The organism is Petrocella sp. (assembly GCF_059865615.1).
This window is the reverse complement of sequence record NZ_JCBCDA010000068.1, coordinates 55,084-73,422: the sequence shown is the minus strand read 5'-3', so window position 1 is coordinate 73,422 and position 18,339 is coordinate 55,084. Positions and strand designations below refer to the sequence as shown.

Sequence of the window (18,339 nt, the reverse complement as noted above, 5' to 3'; positions counted from 1 at the left end):
AATTTTAGGTGTTAGTTGTTTCAAAAAAGAAAAAGCAAGATATTTCTTAACGCTTTTCAAAAATGTCAAAGAACAGGTAGCGATGGTGGCATAAAAAATCTAATTATGACACTTCAATCATCTTTAAATATATATTCTTTTGGTAACTCACGCTTTCTATCGAGTGGAATCAATATTTTTATATCAAAAACTTGTTCACCATTTACTATTGAACCTCCAAATGTAGTAGTTACAACATTTCCATTCTTCATTATTAGCATTTCTTTACAAAATGCTTCAATTTTTATCATTTGTTTGTTTATTTCTTTTCGAGTCATCTTCTTCCTTAACGACAATACATTTTCCATAATAAGCTCTTTACCCTCTTCAATTTTCATAATAATAGTCCTCCATTATCTATAAATTTCTTCATCTGATTAACCTCTATTCGCAATTTAAAACATAATATTAAGAAGCTACAGTTGCTTAATATTATATTAAATTCTTTTATAGGTATCAACATTCTTATATGAATAACCATTTTTCATAATGGATGTTAATTTTACAAGTTGGAATCTCAGATTCCAATTCAGCGCTGAATCAAGTATAACAATTATATTTTTAAAAATAAAGCTATTTAATGTTATATTTTATACCTTAGATTTTATTATTATAACTATTCCCATATATGATAATTATTGTAAACAAACCGTGACGAGACTGGGGTCTTAAAGTATCCAATCCATAAAGTTACCTATGATAAAAATGCGCACAAAAAGAGGCGCCAAACATAAACATATCTGTCTACACCCGCTTCTATTATATGATTCTATAATGTTTTTTAGGTGAATTAAATACTCTTGCTGTGGTTGCTCCAAATATCACAAAATTACCACTTTTATAATCAGGCCACCTACTATTCCAAATAAAAAACTTATGAGGGTGCCATATAGATAATATTCAGAAAAGGCTTTATCCTTGAGTTCTTCATACCTTGCCAATGATTTTCCCGCCAATATTAACCCCATAGCCGCATACTGTCCTACTACTACGAAGATCATCACGAGTATTCTTTCAATAATCCCAATCTTTATACCTATTTTCATTTCCCTTTCATTCAAATGCCTGGTTTTTTCCAGATTTTCTTCAACATTTGTTTCAAGGTGATCTACTGCGTCAACTACTAGACCATCTATTGTTTCATTTTCAGATTTAACAACTCTTAGATTCTCTAACATAAATGAAATAATGTGTCCTGAGATGTATGAAAATAATATAATTACAATCAACATACCTAGTATACTTGTTGTTATATCTGGTATCCACCATTTACCCTGATTACTTGATGTTGCATAATTTCCAAAAATCTTAATATATTTGCTTTCATATATAATAACAAACCAACTACTTATTAAATAAATTATGCCTAAATGGGCAATCTGGTCTACTAGAAATTCAATAAACCTATGACGACTTGATTTCCTTTGATATTCTAATTTAAGGTGATCAAGGAGTAAATGCCCCAGTGTTATTAAAGCTGTCATTGCCAGTACTGAGTACCATTCTTTATAAAATAGATGTAATATTTGCATTACAGTAAACACAATGATACCATGTTGCAATATAGGATTATTAATAGATATTTTCTTTTGATGCTCTAAATAAAACCGATTCTTTCTTGTCACCAGCCTATCACTTTGTAACACAAAATCTGCAATGAAGTGGGTCAATATTAAATATAATATAACTTTCATAACTGGTCTCCTCTATTTTTTAGCGGCTTAAGATTTACACCCCCTAAGTATTTGAAGAGTCTATTGGTTCCTCGGTGTTACCGAGCAGTCCATTGGCTCCTCATATAGTCCTAGTAGTTTCAAAGCTCCTCAGCAAAGGCGATTTGCAAAAAAATCATTCAATCAAGTCTTTATATTCTTCAATTATAATTTTAATATTCTTCTCAAATTCTTCTAAAATAGACCAATTTCCCACACTAGCACGCTTTGTATAGGCTGATGATGAAATACCATTTATCTTATCTAACTTACGAAAGCTACCATACTTTTCTTTCAAATATACCGCTTCATAAGTCTTATCACGCCATCTTTCAAGTATCGTATCATAAAGTAAGATCTGATTGTTGATCAGAAGATCAAAGGCTTCACTACCACTCGTAAGATAGGACAATCCACTTTTACCAAATAGGGCATGCTTACTCAAATACTTAATTGAATCTCTAGCATTATGAAAGGCAGAACCATTAAGCTTCCATGGATCTTTCTGTTCTATATTTTCTTCATTTTCTATATCACCAATGCCTATTCCTAATCTAACTTTTATTGGATAAAAAGCTTCTCTAATATAGCGGATGTTCTTAACAAATTCACCATCAAACTTAATCACACCTTGTATCTCATCACCAAGGAGCACTTTAAAGTCTGTCAAAAAACTACCATTCCTTAAAGTGTCATTGTTTAATTTAAGAACCCTTTGTTCAAGAAATTCTGTTACATTCTCCATTTTTTTTGAGGATATACAATCTATTGTAAATACCACATATTTCATTTTGGACTTCCTCCATAATTCAAGATTGTTTTCGCACCACTGTAGTCGTGAACACTTCTTTTCATATTCTAACTTACCTATAAACATATCACAATTTTACAGAATTCACCAATGCATTTTGATGATACCTTGACTTTAATTTTTATCTTTGCTAACGGTTCGGATATACTGCAAGAGTGTGGGTTTTCCATCATGAGGTTCTCCAACATAGGTTTGTGACATGTTAGCAAATGTTGTTATTCGGCTTACGCCTGCTTTGTAGAGCAAATTGGATAAGTCATCATAGTCCTCTTCATGACAAGCTAAACCGGCTGTTTGAAGATGGCCTTTATGTTTACGCAGTATGGATAATAGCTCTGATCGCTTCATGGGCATGAGCCATATATTTCTATACAGTGGTGATGCTTTCAGAGATGGTTGGGTATCTATCATAATACTAAAATCTTTATGTTCGCTCTCTATAAGTTGTTCTTGTCCAAGTACTGATGCCATTTTAACCAATTCTTTGGTCCATGTGATAAATACGCAAAGCTCAAACGGTGACCCCACTGGATAATGGGTAGATGGCCAGGTGCTATTTGCCTAATGCCATGGATTGCTTTATCTGAACCCCATACAACGATAGCGTCCGCAACATTTCCTAATATTTTTAATATCCCGACATCTTCCGATGAAATATCAAATACATAGATATAAGGCGCTAGTCTTGGCTCAATCATAACTAAGCGCTTAAGTAGCGTTAATGAGATGCCACCTTCATAAGATGGTAATTTTAAGACATTGATGTTGCCTGTAAGTAGGCCTTCTAGGACACTAAGAACCGATAGAGCAAGGACATTTCCTGCACCAATATGAAAAAGAACGCCTATAGGCTGTTGCCTTTCTTGTATGCCTGGTTCAACCTCCACCCATTTATAAAAATCTTCACCTAATTCACGAACTATTTTTTGATGCAAGGCTGTAGGGGTCAAGCTTTTTTTAATGGATTGGATGAAGCCTTCAGCTTTCCAATCCGCTTGTCCATTATCAATAAACTGCTGTTTAAAATCCGCAAAATCCGTTTCTTCCACCAGTGTCCATATGGCCCTGATAACCATTTCTGTATCCAGTGGCGGTAACAACAAGTCCTCATTAATTGTATCATCTAGCTGCAGTAAGTAATGATCCAATTCATTTTCTGTAATCACGCGTCCTCTAAATATGTGTTCCATTTTGACCTCCCAATAAGTCACTTGCCGAGCTTGCACATGTTTTCGATACACGGGTACCTGCTCTTCCTAGTATTTCAAAATAGGGTGTTGTGATACCACACCCACATTGACTGCCATCTCTAATTACTGCCATATCTCCCATGAGGACTGAGGATAAGGGCATGGAGGATACCAGAGGGCTAATAAAGTTGAGAAAGCCGGCTTGGTTGAAGCCCAATGGTTCCAGGGTGTTCACATCACGAATAAGCACCCTACTCCAGATCGGTACGTGCATACGATGATGACAACACTCCGGGTAGGCAACACTGTGTTCTACTGCACTATAGAAATCTCGACAATTTTTAGACGGTATGCCAAGCATTTCTTCAACCAGAGCGTAGAGCGCTTCTTTTTATATGGCCATGTCCTCATATTTTTCCAACCACCACCTGTAAAAACTATGGACCTTTTATTGAGTTTAAGTGGTGGCATATTCATTTCTTTCATAGCCCTTAACATCCTATATAGATAGGAAGGAAACCCCATGATACGCACCGGTAGCCTTTGTCTGGCATAGCGCTTCAAAGCGCTCATGACACCAAAATAGTCGATTTGATAGGCATCTCCTATGGACCGAATAGCAAAAACCTTTTCCTTAACAGGGGCTAACCTGGTCATCCCCGTAAGAACTTTTACATTTCCCATCTCATTACCTGCTTTGGGTTCATAACCAAGTATAAGGTAATTGGTTGGTATGATTGAGACAAATTTATGATACAACATGGCTTTTATAATCATTTTTGTACCCAGCTTTAGAGTACTTTCATCTATAAATATCTGACTCTTTTGCCCCATCGTTCCTGAGGATGTGGCATGGATTTTTATTTCTTCTTTTTCTATACTTCTTATTTCATGGATCTTAAAAAAATCTACGGGTATAGCCGGAATAGATGCAATATCCTCTATCTTTTTTAGTTGATCTGACGTATACCCTATATTCTGAATCAATTCTTTTTAAAACGTACAATGGTACTCATGATGCTCAACAGATTCCCTCATGGCAGCCAAAAAGAGGTCTTCACTTCCCTCTAAGTCATATATTTTTTTATACCTAAAAAGTTTTTCTCTAAAGATCATAACTTCCCCCAAGTCGTACTTAAAATAGGTGATTGTTCCAATTATCATAATTCTAACATTTAACAACTTAAAAAACCATCCTGTTGTGCTGTGTTAATGTGGTGGGACACATTCGGGGAATCCCTCCGCAAGCGTGCCACTGGCACCCTTGCTTTCAGGCCACGTTCGATTCTTCGTCTATTAAAAAACGACTCACACTTTGTGTGAATCGTCTTTTAATGGACTGGACTGGAGGTGAGGGGAATCGAACCCCTGTCCGAAAACCCGTTCATGAAAGTTTCTCCCATCAGAGTCATTATTTTGACATTCCCTCTGCCAAGCGCCTAATGACAGGCTCATGGTTTTAGTAGCTTAATAAAGTTCTTTTGCTACCTCAAAGCATTGGTAGAAAAGTTCCTCGCCCAATCGTTGCCCAGACCCTAAGTGGCGAGTTGCCTAGGAAGGACACCGCAGCCTAGGCTGCGAAAGCTAAATTATCTTCAGCGTTTAATTTAATTTTACCAGCTTTTAACGTAGCTCCGGTGTCTACGGATGGCTTCCTTCACTGCAGTGATCCCCGTCGAAACCTGTACACCCCCGGGTTTACAGGCGGTCTCTTGGACCTTTTATAATTAGTAGGTCTTCCTACAGATTATCAACTTTGAATTGCTTTTCAGCCATTCTTTTTTGATCTTTTTTGGCAATGTCCTGTCGTTTGTCATGGAGCTTCTTGCCGCGTGCTAAACCAATCTCCATCTTCATTCGACCTTTTTTTAGGTAGATTTTGAGTGGCATGATGGTATAACCTTTTATGGCAACCGCACCCATGATCTTATTGATCTCATAACGGTTTAATAAGAGCTTTCTGGTTCGCATCGGATCTTTATTAAAGATATTACCCTTTTCATAAGGTGTGATGTGCATGCTGGTGACAAAAATCTCACCATCTATAACCCTTACAAAACTCTCTTTTATGCTGCCTTTACCCAGTCTTAAAGACTTGACTTCTGTTCCTGCAAGTACCATACCTGCTTCATAGGTCTCGTCAATAAAATAATCGTGATAAGCTTTTTTGTTTTGCGCTATGATTTTATAAGCTTCTTTTGCCATGGTTCACACTCTTTCCAACTAAAAGATTCACTTGAATCTTTCTTCCAAATCTATGCTGCAAGACATATTATAACATATTCTATAAGCTTTACAAGGGCAAAGCCATTACAATTATGTTACCTTAATTGTAGATGTCTCTTCTGTAGCCTCTGTCGGTCCCTCTTCTGATACAGAAAAATCAATGTTGCGTTCTTCCACATTACATCGTTCTACTTTAACATTGATTAAGTCACCTAGGGCATAGATTTTCTTGGTACGGTCACCCACATACATATACTTAAGCTCATCATGAACGTAATAATCATCGTTAAGCGCGGTGACATGAACCAGACCTTCAATGGTGTTTGGAAGTTCTACATAAAGTCCCCATCCAGTGACACCGGAGATAACGCCTGTAAATACTTCTCCAATATGGCGTTGCATGTATTCCACTTTTTTAAGCTTAATGGTTTCACGCTCTGCTGTTTCAGCTCGACGTTCGTACTCTGAGTTTTGCTTGGTGACATCCGGCAAGATCTTCTTATAATGGCTGATGCGCTTATCGCTCATCTTACCTTTTAGGTTTTCTTTGATAATTCTATGAATCTGTAAGTCCGGATAACGACGAATCGGTGAGGTGAAATGACTATAATACTTTGCCGCAAGTCCATAGTGACCTTCACAATCCACTTCGTATTTGGCTTGTTTCATTGATCTAAGGGCCAGTCGGCTGATTAAGATCTCTTCTTTGCTACCTTCAATGTCTATTAGAAGTTTCTGTATTTCTTTCGGGTGAACATCTTCTTTGCCTTTGATATGATAACCAAAGTTATAGATGAATTTACCCAGGGCTTGTATACGCTCATTGTCCGGCTCTTCGTGGTTTCTGTATACAAAAGGTATCTCTTGCCAGAAGTAATGTTCAGCTACGGTTTCATTGGCTAGTAGCATAAACTCTTCAATGATCTTCGTTGCCACGTTGCGTTCATAAACATAGATCTCAGTGGGTGCACCAAATTCATCCAGCTTGACTTTAGCTTCTGGAAAATCAAAGTCGATGGAACCCCTTTGCTTTCTCTTTGCTCTGAGTATGGTCGCTAAACTTTCCATTCTATGGAACATATCCACAGAATCTTTGTAACGTTCTGTTAATTCAGGATCTGATTTCTCTAAAATGCCTGAAACCGCTGTATAAGTCATACGCTCATCGACGTTAATGATGGTCTCATTAATGGTGTAATTAATGACTTTGCCTTCTTGGTCAATGTCCATAATGCAACTAAGGGCCAAACGGTCTACACCTGCGTTTAATGAACAAATACCGTTAGACAGTTGTCTTGGTAACATAGGGATGACCCTATCTACTAAATAGACACTGGTGCTTCTATTAAGGGCTTCTTCATCCATGGCGCTGCCTTCTTTTACATAGTAGCTAACATCTGCAATATGAACTCCTAAACGGTATCCTAGGTCGATTTTCTCTATGGTGATGGCATCATCCAAGTCTTTGGCATCTGCACCATCTATGGTCACTGTTTGGATATTTCTATAGTCCAATCTACCTTCAGCTGCATCCTTAGGCACTTCTGTAGGAATGTGCAGAACTTGTTTCTTGACGCTATCAGGGAACTCAGTAGGAATCTCTAAGTTCTTAACAATAGACAAGATCGCTGTATCCGGATCATCCACATGACCGATAATCTCGACTATTTTGCCCTCAGGCTTCCGATCTTCACCACCCCAGTCTGTAACCTTAACCACAACTTTATGACCTTTCATGGCCATCATACTATTGGATTTGGCTATATAGATATCTTTCTGTACTTTTTTGTCATCTGCTCGAACAAAACCAAAGTTGTCGCTTTGTTCGTAAAGTCCAACTAGGGTGTCTTTCCCTCTTTCAAGTACTTTAACAATCTCACCTTCCGGACGCTTGCCACGGCTGTCTTTAAGCAACTTAATGGCTACCGTATCATTATGAAAGGCTGTGTTGACATATTTGGCAGGAATGAAAATATCATCCTCCTGTCCTTCTATAACCACAAAACCGAAGCCTTTAGGATGAGACACAAATCTTCCTATTATTGGCTCTGGCGCATCATTGATCATGTATTTACCGCGCTTGGTAAGAATGACCTTGTCTTCCTGAATGAGTGCCTGTAAAGATTGTTCCAGTTCTTTTTTTTCTTTTTTCGAAAGGTTTAGCAGTAATGCTAATTCTTTTAACTTAAGTGGTCTGTATTTTTTATCTTTAAACAGATCCAGTAACACTTCTTTTTGATCGATTTTCATATTCTTCACTTCCTAATCTTAGTATGGTTAAAGGGTGAAAATTCAACTATATTGTTTTGACACTTTAACCTTAGTACACTTCTATTATAGAGCACTTCAGCACTTTTGTACATACTAGCACTAAATTGTAGTATTCTGTGTGTTAAGCCTTTATGAGCATTTTTTTAATGATGGCTTTTAATTAATCTTTGTACCAAATAGCAAAAGAAAGGCTTATAAACATTTACATTCATAAGCCTTTCTTTGCTAGCTTCTGCCATATCTTAGAGTATTATATTTAAGGTAAAAGGGTCAAAACTATGTTTCACTAATTTACATACAACATATAGGTTACATTGACACACTCATAACTATATATTGTTTGTAAAAGTTCAACAAATAGTTTTGAAACCTTAACCAACTATTTAATATTAATTTTTGGAGGTACTTACATGATATTCTGGTCTAACAAATCATTAAGGTCTTCATTAAGGTATTCCACAACCTTAACACTATAATTACCAAAAGCATCCACAGCATAAATGGTGATTGCACCTTTTGCTACAAATTTGTTGAGCTGAGTTGTTAATGTCACTTTCATATCGGAGTCAAGTAACACTTGATTACCCTGATTACTTAGAATGCGTATGGTCTGTTCATTTGTTGCTGCTAAGACTTCGTTATAAGTTAACTTACCTTCAAAGACCTTGTAAGTTACTATGGTCGTCTTATCCGTTATGCTTATGTTATGGTTAATTAGATTAATTGATGATTCTGCTGGATCAACAACCACATCGATAACTGGAGCCACTGTATCTAGTAAACCAACTGCTAGAGTTTTAGATGTTATTGCTGATACCAAATCTGCACTATCACCTTGTTCTCTGGTGCGAATCTGATTAATCCCAACCTTAAAATCATAATCCAATTGGTCACCTAAGGTGGTTGGTGGGGTTAATACTCCATAAGCCACATACTTACCTGTTGGCAATTGGCTACCGTTATAACTGAGTCGTCCACTGTTCATTGTAAATCCTGATACAACATTACCGGAAGCGTTTCTAACATCTGCGGTTCCTGAGAATGTGTTTAGGACAAAGGTATGATTGGAGCTGATAAAGTCATCAAACAAAGTCATTTCTACTTTCGTTAAGGGTCTAACCAACTCGAAGCTAATCATTGTTTGTGTTGGTTCATTTAACAAATCTATGTTATGTTCTGATTGGCCATCCAGCGTTGTAATGACAATGTCTTTAATCTTAAGCCGTTCAAAATTAACAACCTTATCGATTTGTGGGTTAGTATGGCTCAGTACCGCATCAAATACCATGTTCATATCGTTGTCAAGGCTTATACCACCACTTTGACTTGTCATCAAATAACCGCTCGGCATTGGAATAGACACTTTATGTAGACCACTGGTAATACCTTCTACAACAATGATACCATCTTCAACTGTATATGGTCTTAGTGCTCCATTGATATAGAGTTCAATATCCGTTATGGCTACATCATAGTCATCAGAAAAATCAAAAGTGAGGCGCCCCATCTTAATATCAATGGCAGCAGGATCCAGTCCTAAGTTAGCATGGTCGAAAATATTGCCCACTGAATTTGTCAGTTGATAATCTACATTATGATCCAGTCTCAAGTTACCTTCTTTTATGGCTTTAAGCTCTAAGGGTACTTCCTTCTGCCAAGTTAGGTTTTCACTACCAACGACGCTTTTTGACTCTAGAATATTTAAGGATAGCTTATTATTGACCATACCCCAACCTGCACCTGTACTTGCCGGTTGAAGCGTCACAAATTCTCCAATGTTTTGACCGGAGGTGGATTTGGTAAGGTTTTTTATATTGATGGTTTTATAATCAAAAGGTGCTTCATTATTATAACTTAAACTGTGGTTTATTTTAATGACATCGCCTACCAAATAACCAAATTGGTTGTTGGTATAAGTAACATTCACATTGACTTGTGGCTGATTGGTTCTTGGTGGTATAAGGGTCAAATTCTGTCCAAGCAGTTCTGTTATTGTATTGCCACTTAAGTCCTTATAGACCAGCATGGCATTCACATTAATTGGAATCTCAACTTGACCGCTGCCGGTTGGATAGACATGGTCTTTAACTTTAACTTTGTAGCCAAATGCATAATTGGTATCCACAACATTTCCCAGATCCCACGTAATGACTTGTCTGCCTTGAGTATCCACAGATAATGTATAGTTTTGTGGTTCTATGCTAGCATCCACAACCTCAAACTCGCTTTCAATGGTTTCCACCACTTTTGCATTGGTACCCACATAGTTAAGTTCTCCAACAATGGTATCAAAAATATCTGATAATTGTCCTGTCTGAGAAGCCTCAAAAAGACCTGCATTTTGAGCTTTAACCAATGTGTCTCTTGCCACATTCTTTGTTGATACATATTCAATACCTTCAAAATAGCCAACAGCAATAACTTCGGCTACCGACTGGGCCGATTGTCCGGCTTGATAAGCGGCGATTGTATTGGTATTATGACTTGTAGGGTAGTTTAAGTTTTTCTGACTGTTACTACCACCTTGCGTTGCCACACCATCTGTGAAGAGTATAATAACATCTTGTTCGGAAGGACTACCTGAGATTTGTTTGTGGGTCACTGTATTTTCTGCATATTCAAAGGATTCTTTTATGTTTGTAGCCCCGTCGGATATTTGCCAGAACTCCCATGCATACCTGTAACCGTTGTTCCAATAAGATGAGAAATTACTATGATTATTATAGTAGAGGTCTCTATATTGAAATACCTTTCTGACTTCATTCAAAGTTTCTGTTTTATTATTATAATACTTCCAATTATCGTTCTTATTGGCATTGGTACCAAAAGAAACAATAGCCATATTAGAATCAGGGTAGGTTGCATATACTTCATTCACAAACTTATTTACGGCTTTCCATACAGCATCAGCAACCGGTTTGTTGGTAGACGGATCAATACGCAACATGGAATTGGAACGGTCAAGAACCAAAACAATATCAAGACCTGTTGTTACCTGTTCGTAGGACACAGCAAAATTATAACCAATATCAAAGATTCTCTCGCCGGCATCCGACAAGGTCACCACCGGTGTATCTTTCGTTATAGTTACTGTTGTATTCACATTTCCATAAATAGGCATACCCATCTGTAATATCCATATAAATGCCATTAAGAATCCTATTTTCTTTTTGATGTTTGCAGTTGCTTTCATACTTAACGCCTCCAGTTCCTATTTCATTTCATTGGCTTATGATTATCTGATTTATACTATCTCACATTATGCTTTGATTTTATTTGTATCATATTACTAAATTATATACCCCTTATACGTTGCTAGTCAATTAAGATTATGAATATTCACACAAACCAATACCATATAACTAGACTATAGGACTTATGGCTTATATGTTTTTAAGTTTTTTCATATATTCTTAGATACATGTTCACATTTTGTTCAATATTTATTCTATAAAAAAGATTATAATTGAACTAAAAGGTTAAGGCATCAAGGCTAAATCAAATAAAAATTAACCCATCCATCACAAAGTAGGAGGTTCATTATGAAATTCAAGAAAAAAAATATCATTTCCATACTCATGATTCTAACGATTCTAATCACAGGATCGTTCTCTCAAGCAAATGTCAATACCGCACCTCTATACAAGGATACCACTGCCCTTGAATGGTACTATGGTTCTCTTGACGTTTTATCACAGGAGAATATTATTACCGGCTTTACAGACGGTACTTTTAAAGGCAATCAGAAGTTGACCATCGACCAATATATTGCTATCCTATGTCGCTTGACCGGCAATGATGTTGGTGTTTCAGTTGGTTACTGGGCTACAAATTATATTGCATATGCAAAAAACCAAGGTTGGTTAGATGGTGTAAGCTATACAATATATAACACACCCATTGACCGTTATGAAGCCAGTCGACTTACCATCAAGGCTATGAATCTAGTTCCGACCGACTACCCTGATGAGTTTCTTGACTATAGCATCTATATCAACGACTTTAATATAATGCCACAGGATCAGCACACAACTGTACTCTTATCATATGCTCTCGGTATCATTACCGGTTATCCTGACAGCACTTTTAGTGGAAACAACACCTTAACACGGGCTGAAGCAGCCGTAATCAGCCACCGTGTTTTTGATCCTAAGGTCAGAAAACTTGCCTTATCACCAAGTAAAGCTAAATCACTTGCTGCATTATTTGCATCAAATCCCGGACTTTTTGCTGGATTTGATGGTGAGATGACCCTTATTAACAACCAGCTCGTCTTTATCGATGGAGATATAACTACAAATTTAAGTAATTCCGGTTTGGACCCTAATGTCGGAAACATTACAGAAAATATTTTAGCTGATGCCCTAATTGATCATGCTGACGATGAGACAGATAATACTTTGTCCGCCGGTTATAACTATGGCGTATTTAATATCAATCTCTTAACAGAAGATAATGAAAGTCTTGTTATATTAGATGCAAAAGATGGCCAAAAGGTTATTATACTGGATTTGGTACTCATGCAGGATACTGATGGCAATCTTAAACCGGGTGCTTCTGAATTTATATTACTGGTTTGTAAAAATATTGATTTCGAAAATGCCAGTGCTATGCATAATTTTATTATTATGAATTACAACAATCGTGCTTCCTTGCCCTCTTCCGGAGTAACTACTGCTTATGGCAGTACCGATCTTCGTATGACCGCTTTGGTACATGATCACAACGTTGTTAAGGTAGAGTTTGCCCTTAACTAAAGACGTACAAAAAGACCAGGAAGGGCATAAGCTGCTCACCTGGTCTTTTTGTACGTCTATGTATATTTATTCTTTACCTGTGTACCCATAATTCTTTAATAAATAATCACTGTCTCGCCAGTCTTTCTTTACTCTTACCCATATCTTCAAGTTAACTTTTGAACCAAGTAGGTTTTCCATATCTCTTCTTGCCATTGAGCCTATTTTCTTAAGCATGGAGCCTTGTTTTCCGATGACCATGCCTTTATGAGAGTCTTTTTCACAGACTATGGTAGCATCTATATCAACGATTGCCTGATTATCTCGTTCTTGCATTTGATCAATAACTACCGCTATGCCGTGAGGAATTTCCTGTTCCATGTTCATCAGTACCTTTTCACGTATAAGTTCGGCACAAATCTGCCTTTCCGGTTGATCTGTAACCATGTCTTCCGGAAAATACATAGGCCCCTCTTCCAGAACATCGAAGATTTGATCCAATAGTATGCTTGTATTCTCTCCCTTGAGGGCTGATATAGGAATGATGTCTTTGAAGTTATACTGGTCCTTATAGGTTGCGATGACTTCCAGTAGCTCATTTTTGGCTATGGTGTCCATCTTGTTAATCACAAGAAATACCGGTGTTTCTAACCTTGCCAATCTTTCAATAATATAACGATCACCTTTACCGATTTTCTTATCCGGCTCAATCAGCCACAAGACGGCGTCGACTTCGTTCAAAGTGGTTTCTGCACTGGTATTCATGTATTCACCAAGCTTTGTCATTGGTACATGAATACCAGGTGTATCAATAAAAACAATCTGACCTATATCATTGGTTAAGATGGTTTGAATTCGGTTTCTTGTTGTTTGAGGCTTGTCAGACATTATGGCAATTTTTTGTCCAATTAAATGATTCATTAAAGTTGATTTACCAACGTTCGGACGACCGATGATGGTAACAAATCCTGATTTTTTATTATTCACGCATTACCTCCTGTTATGCATACTTCTTATCTTTAGAAGCTATATCTTTGGTTTCTTTTAATAGAACTGTCTTTTTCTCTAGGTTGCTAAAGGCAACAGACAGCATGAGTTTCACACGATTAAGTTGATTGACTTCACTGGCACCCGGATCATAATCAATGGCGGCTATATTGGCCATAGGGTACATTTTCTTAATGGGTTTAATCATTGATTTCCCTACCACATGATTGGGTAAACATCCAAAGGGCTGTACACATACCACATTCTCAACCCCGTCTTTTACAAGTTCCACCATTTCTCCTGTCAAAAACCAGCCTTCTCCGGTTTGATTTCCAAGAGATATAAGTTGCTTAGCCAGCCTTCCTTTTTCCTCGATGCTTGACGGTGCATGAAAATGTTTGGATGCATCAAAAGCCTTACCGGCCGCCTGACGGTACCATGACATGACCTTAATGGCTATACTAGCCCCTCGCCATCCTTTTTTTGTACCGTTTAACTTTTCATATCTGAATTTATAATTATAAGCGTTGTATAGGAAAAAGTCCATCAAATCCGGTAGTACTACCTGTACACCTTCATCCTCAAGTACTTGAGCCAACTGATTGTTGCCTGTCGGGTGGTACTTAACAAGAATTTCTCCTACAATACCCACCTTGGGCTTGATGACATCTTTTCTTGGCAACCGATCAAAAGCCTCTACAATCTCAATGCATTGCTTTCTAAATTTTATGATATTGCCACTTATAATGGTTGTCATCGCTTTTTTTCGCCACTTCTCATATAGGGCATTGGCTGAACCAATCTCCGCTTCATAAGGTCTGGTTGCATATAAGACCCTCATGAACAAATCACCAAAAACAGTTGCCATCAAAGCCTTATGAATCAAAGACGGACCAATTGTAAAGCCCGGATTCCCTTCAAGCCCCGATGCATTAATAGATACAACGGGAATATGACTCATATCTGCATCCTTTAATGCTTTTCGGATAAATCCGATATAATTAGATGCCCGACAACCGCCACCAGTCTGAGACATGAAGACGGATATATTGTCCAGATCATAATCACCTGACTTTAAAGCCTCCATAATCTGACCTATAACCAGTATAGAAGGGTAACAGGCATCGTTATTCACATAGGTTAATCCTACGTCAATCGCTTTGGTATCTACCATCGGCAAAACTACTACCTTGTAGCCTAAGGCTCTAAAGCCAACTTCATAGAAATCAAAATGCATTGGTGACATCTGAGGTGCAATGATGGTATGTTTGGCCTTATGGGCTTTTGTAAATGGCATACGTATGGTTTCAACTTCTTCTTTATGTAATGTCTTCTTTTGCTTCAGTCTTTCTTCCAGTGCTGCTTTTAAGGAACGCATCCTAATTCTAATAGCACCTAGATTACTGCCTTCATCAATCTTAATCAGAGTATAGATTTTACCGTGTCTTGCCAAAATCTCTTGTACTTGATCTGCCGTAACTGCATCCACACCACATCCAAAAGATGTGAGTTGAACCATTTCAAGCTGCTTATGCTTACCCACCACTTCAGCAGCCGCGTACAATCGACTATGATAAGCCCATTGGTCTAATACTCTAAGAGGCCTTTTTACTTGACTCAAATGACAAATGGCATCTTCCGTGAGTACAGCCATACCAAGTCCTGTGATAATATTGGTTAATCCATGATTAATCTCTGGGTCAATATGATATGGTCTGCCGCCAATAACCAAGCCTATCTTATTATTATCTTCAAGCCATCTAATGATACGTTCCCCTTCTCGTTGTATATCTGCTCTGGTTTTTTCTTTTTCTTGCCATGCCAGTTTTGCTGCTTCTAATATCTCAGATTCAGTATGTCCTTTCGTCGCAAATTCCTCATAGAGTCGAACGGCCAATCTCTCTGGCTCGTCCATAGGTAAAAAGGGACTCATCAGTTCCATCTCTTCATTCACGATAGCATCTGTATTATGTTTAATGGTCTCAGGATAGCTGGTTACAATCGGACAGTTATAATTATTGTCTGCACCTTCTACATCTTTGACCTCAAAAGGTACACTGGGATAGAATATAAAGTCCACTTTCTTTTCGATCAGCTTCATAATATGCCCGTGTACAATTTTTGCAGGATAACAGGCCGATTCAGAAGGTATGGTCTCTATGCCGGCTTCATAAACGGCTTTATTGGACCTTGGTGATAGTACAACTCTATAACCCAGATGCGTAAAAAAGGTATGCCAATAGGGATAGTTTTCATACATGTTCAAAACCCTTGGAATGCCTACAGTGCCACGAGGTGCGTCTTCTAGGGACAAAGACTTATAAGCAAAGATTCTTTTATACTTATATGTAAAAAGATTCGGTATATCATGATTTTTTATGGCCATACCAGCCCCTCGTTCGCAACGGTTACCGGATACAAATTGGCGGCCACCAGAAAAATGATTGATGGTTAACATACATCTATTACTACATAATTCACACCTAGACATTTCATTATGTGCTATGAAATGCTCTAATGCTTCACTTTTTAGTAAGGTGGATTCTGACGTTTGTACACAACGTTCTTTGGCAATCAAGGCCGCACCAAAGGCACCCATAATACCAGCAATATTCGGTCTAACCACCTCTTTACCCGATATCATCTCAAATGCTCTTAAAACTGCATCATTATAAAATGTACCGCCTTGTACAATGACCTTATCCCCAATTTGTTTAGGGTCTCTTATTTTTATGACTTTTTGCAAAGCGTTCTTAATAACAGAATAAGATAATCCTGCTGATATTTCGCCTACAGAAGCGCCTTCTTTTTGGGCCTGCTTAACTCTGGAATTCATAAAAACTGTACATCTCGAACCCAAGTCTACCGGTGCTTCTGAGACTAGAGCCGCTTTAGCGAAATCTTGTATGTTCATTTCCAATGACTGAGCAAAAGTTTCAAGAAAGGAACCACATCCGGAGGAGCAGGCTTCATTTAATAGAATATCATCAATAATACCTTCTCTAATACGCAGACATTTCATATCTTGTCCGCCGATGTCCAAGATAAATTCAACACCGGGAAGGAAGAATTCTGCCGCCTTGAAGTGGGCCATGGTTTCTATTTCACCTATATCCATATGCAATGCTTCCTTAATCAACCCTTCGCCATAACCTGTAACGCAACTGTTTTTTATTCTAGTTCCCTTAGGCATCTTTTCATATATTTCCATTAGTATTTCTCTACATAATGCTAAGGGTTTCCCTTGATTGCTACCATAATAATCATAAAGAAGCTGACCTTGATCATCAATGAGAACCAATTTAGTTGTGGTTGATCCAGCATCTATACCTAAATAACAGTCTCCTATATAATCTTCAAGACGTCCTTTAACAACTTTATTATGACTATGTCTTTCATTAAAAACCTCTAGAGCCTCTTCTGAATCAAATAGTTTTTGAAGCCTTGGAACTTCATTAATATCAAAAACATTAAGGCGTTTAACGCTTCCATAGAGTTCTTCAAACTTTAAAGGTTCCTCAATAATAGAAGCCATGGCGGCCCCTGTCGCAACAAAAAGTTGAGAATGCTCCGGTATGATGGTTTGTTCTTTTGTCAGTTTTAAAGTGTCTACAAAACGATTCCTAAGTTCTGATAAGAAATATAAAGGTCCGCCTAAAAATGCAACATGACCACGTATCGGCTTGCCACAAGCTAGGCCACTGATGGTCTGATTCACCACTGCTTGGAATATTGAAGCGGCAATATCTTCTTTTGCCGCACCCTCATTAATAAGAGGTTGAATATCTGTTTTTGCAAAGACACCACATCTGGCCGCAATTGGATGAATCACCTTGTATGATTTTGCTAATTCATTAAGTCCCATTGCATCGGTTTGCAATAAGGATGCCATTTGATCAATAAAAGCACCCGTCCCTCCGGCACAGGTACCATTCATACGTTGGTCGATTGAGCCACTTTCAAAATAAGTGATTTTGGCATCTTCACCACCGAGTTCGATGGCAACATCTGTTTTAGGTATAAGATGCTCTACTGTTTTAGCGCATGCTACAACTTCTTGTATAAAACCTATGTCCAACCACTTAGAAACTGATAGACCACCTGAGCCTGTTGTCAGAATGGTAATCACGGCCTCCGGGTAGTGCTCATAAGCCTTGCCTACCATCGACAAAACCGTGCTCTTAATATCTGACAAATGCCGCTTGTATTTACTATATAACATGTCTCCCTGACTGCTTAAGACAACCATCTTCACTGTCGTCGATCCAATATCTAAACCTATTTTTAAATGTTTCTCCAAAAAATTACCTCCTAATATCTATAAACACATCCTAGTGAATACTTCACCTGAAAATACTCTCACTTAC

General features: G+C 37.7%; 14 protein-coding genes and 1 other RNA gene. 1 reads left to right on the top strand and 14 read right to left on the bottom strand.

Annotated features, from left to right (window positions below; all coding sequences use genetic code 11):
• Positions 1-113: 113 nt before the first annotated feature.
• The 12 genes from AC6F8J_RS07900 to AC6F8J_RS07845 form a co-directional block, all read right to left on the bottom strand.
• Positions 114-377, bottom strand: coding sequence for a hypothetical protein (locus AC6F8J_RS07900; RefSeq protein WP_500722331.1), 264 nt, complete (start codon positions 375-377; stop codon positions 114-116).
• Between the two features lie 483 nt (positions 378-860).
• The gene (locus AC6F8J_RS07895) at positions 861-1,733 is read right to left on the bottom strand and encodes a DUF3307 domain-containing protein (RefSeq protein WP_500722329.1); all 873 of its coding nucleotides are present in this window, start codon (positions 1,731-1,733) and stop codon (positions 861-863) included.
• 154 nt (positions 1,734-1,887) lie between these two features.
• A complete protein-coding gene (locus tag AC6F8J_RS07890) occupies positions 1,888-2,541 on the bottom strand; it encodes a SatD family protein (RefSeq protein WP_500722327.1) in 654 nt (217 codons plus the stop codon).
• Between the two features lie 135 nt (positions 2,542-2,676).
• The gene (locus AC6F8J_RS07885; protein ID WP_500722325.1) at positions 2,677-3,033 is read right to left on the bottom strand and encodes an acyl-CoA reductase; all 357 of its coding nucleotides are present in this window, start codon (positions 3,031-3,033) and stop codon (positions 2,677-2,679) included.
• A complete protein-coding gene (locus tag AC6F8J_RS07880) occupies positions 3,000-3,752 on the bottom strand; it encodes an acyl-CoA reductase (protein ID WP_500722323.1) in 753 nt (250 codons plus the stop codon). The genes AC6F8J_RS07885 and AC6F8J_RS07880 overlap by 34 nt, the downstream gene beginning before the upstream one ends.
• Positions 3,736-4,113, bottom strand: coding sequence for a LuxE/PaaK family acyltransferase (locus AC6F8J_RS07875; RefSeq protein ID WP_500722321.1), 378 nt, complete (start codon positions 4,111-4,113; stop codon positions 3,736-3,738). The genes AC6F8J_RS07880 and AC6F8J_RS07875 overlap by 17 nt, the downstream gene beginning before the upstream one ends.
• A complete protein-coding gene (locus AC6F8J_RS07870; protein ID WP_500722319.1) occupies positions 4,065-4,739 on the bottom strand; it encodes a LuxE/PaaK family acyltransferase in 675 nt (224 codons plus the stop codon). The genes AC6F8J_RS07875 and AC6F8J_RS07870 overlap by 49 nt, the downstream gene beginning before the upstream one ends.
• Positions 4,740-4,745: 6 nt before the next feature.
• On the bottom strand, positions 4,746-4,916 hold the full coding sequence (locus AC6F8J_RS07865; protein ID WP_500722317.1) for a hypothetical protein: 171 nt from the start codon (positions 4,914-4,916) through the stop codon (positions 4,746-4,748).
• Positions 4,917-5,094: 178 nt separating this feature from the next.
• Positions 5,095-5,446: a transfer-messenger RNA gene (gene ssrA / locus AC6F8J_RS07860) on the bottom strand.
• A 46-nt stretch (positions 5,447-5,492) separates the two neighbouring features.
• On the bottom strand, positions 5,493-5,957 hold the full coding sequence (smpB, locus tag AC6F8J_RS07855; RefSeq protein ID WP_500722315.1) for an SsrA-binding protein SmpB: 465 nt from the start codon (positions 5,955-5,957) through the stop codon (positions 5,493-5,495).
• 111 nt (positions 5,958-6,068) lie between these two features.
• Complete coding sequence (gene rnr, locus AC6F8J_RS07850; protein ID WP_500722312.1) at positions 6,069-8,228, bottom strand: ribonuclease R; 2,160 nt, start codon at positions 8,226-8,228, stop codon at positions 6,069-6,071.
• A gap of 427 nt (positions 8,229-8,655) precedes the next feature.
• A complete protein-coding gene (locus AC6F8J_RS07845; protein WP_500722310.1) occupies positions 8,656-11,442 on the bottom strand; it encodes a VWA domain-containing protein in 2,787 nt (928 codons plus the stop codon).
• 349 nt (positions 11,443-11,791) lie between these two features.
• Between AC6F8J_RS07845 and AC6F8J_RS07840 the strand changes: the two genes are divergently transcribed.
• Positions 11,792-13,006, top strand: coding sequence for an S-layer homology domain-containing protein (locus AC6F8J_RS07840; RefSeq protein ID WP_500722308.1), 1,215 nt, complete (start codon positions 11,792-11,794; stop codon positions 13,004-13,006).
• A gap of 66 nt (positions 13,007-13,072) precedes the next feature.
• On the opposite strand, the gene era is transcribed toward AC6F8J_RS07840, so the two are convergent.
• On the bottom strand, positions 13,073-13,972 hold the full coding sequence (gene era / locus AC6F8J_RS07835; protein WP_500722306.1) for a GTPase Era: 900 nt from the start codon (positions 13,970-13,972) through the stop codon (positions 13,073-13,075).
• A gap of 13 nt (positions 13,973-13,985) precedes the next feature.
• Positions 13,986-18,272, bottom strand: a complete 4,287-nt coding sequence (locus AC6F8J_RS07830; RefSeq protein ID WP_500722304.1) for an acyl-CoA dehydratase activase-related protein — start codon at positions 18,270-18,272, stop codon at positions 13,986-13,988.
• Positions 18,273-18,339 lie beyond the last annotated feature (67 nt).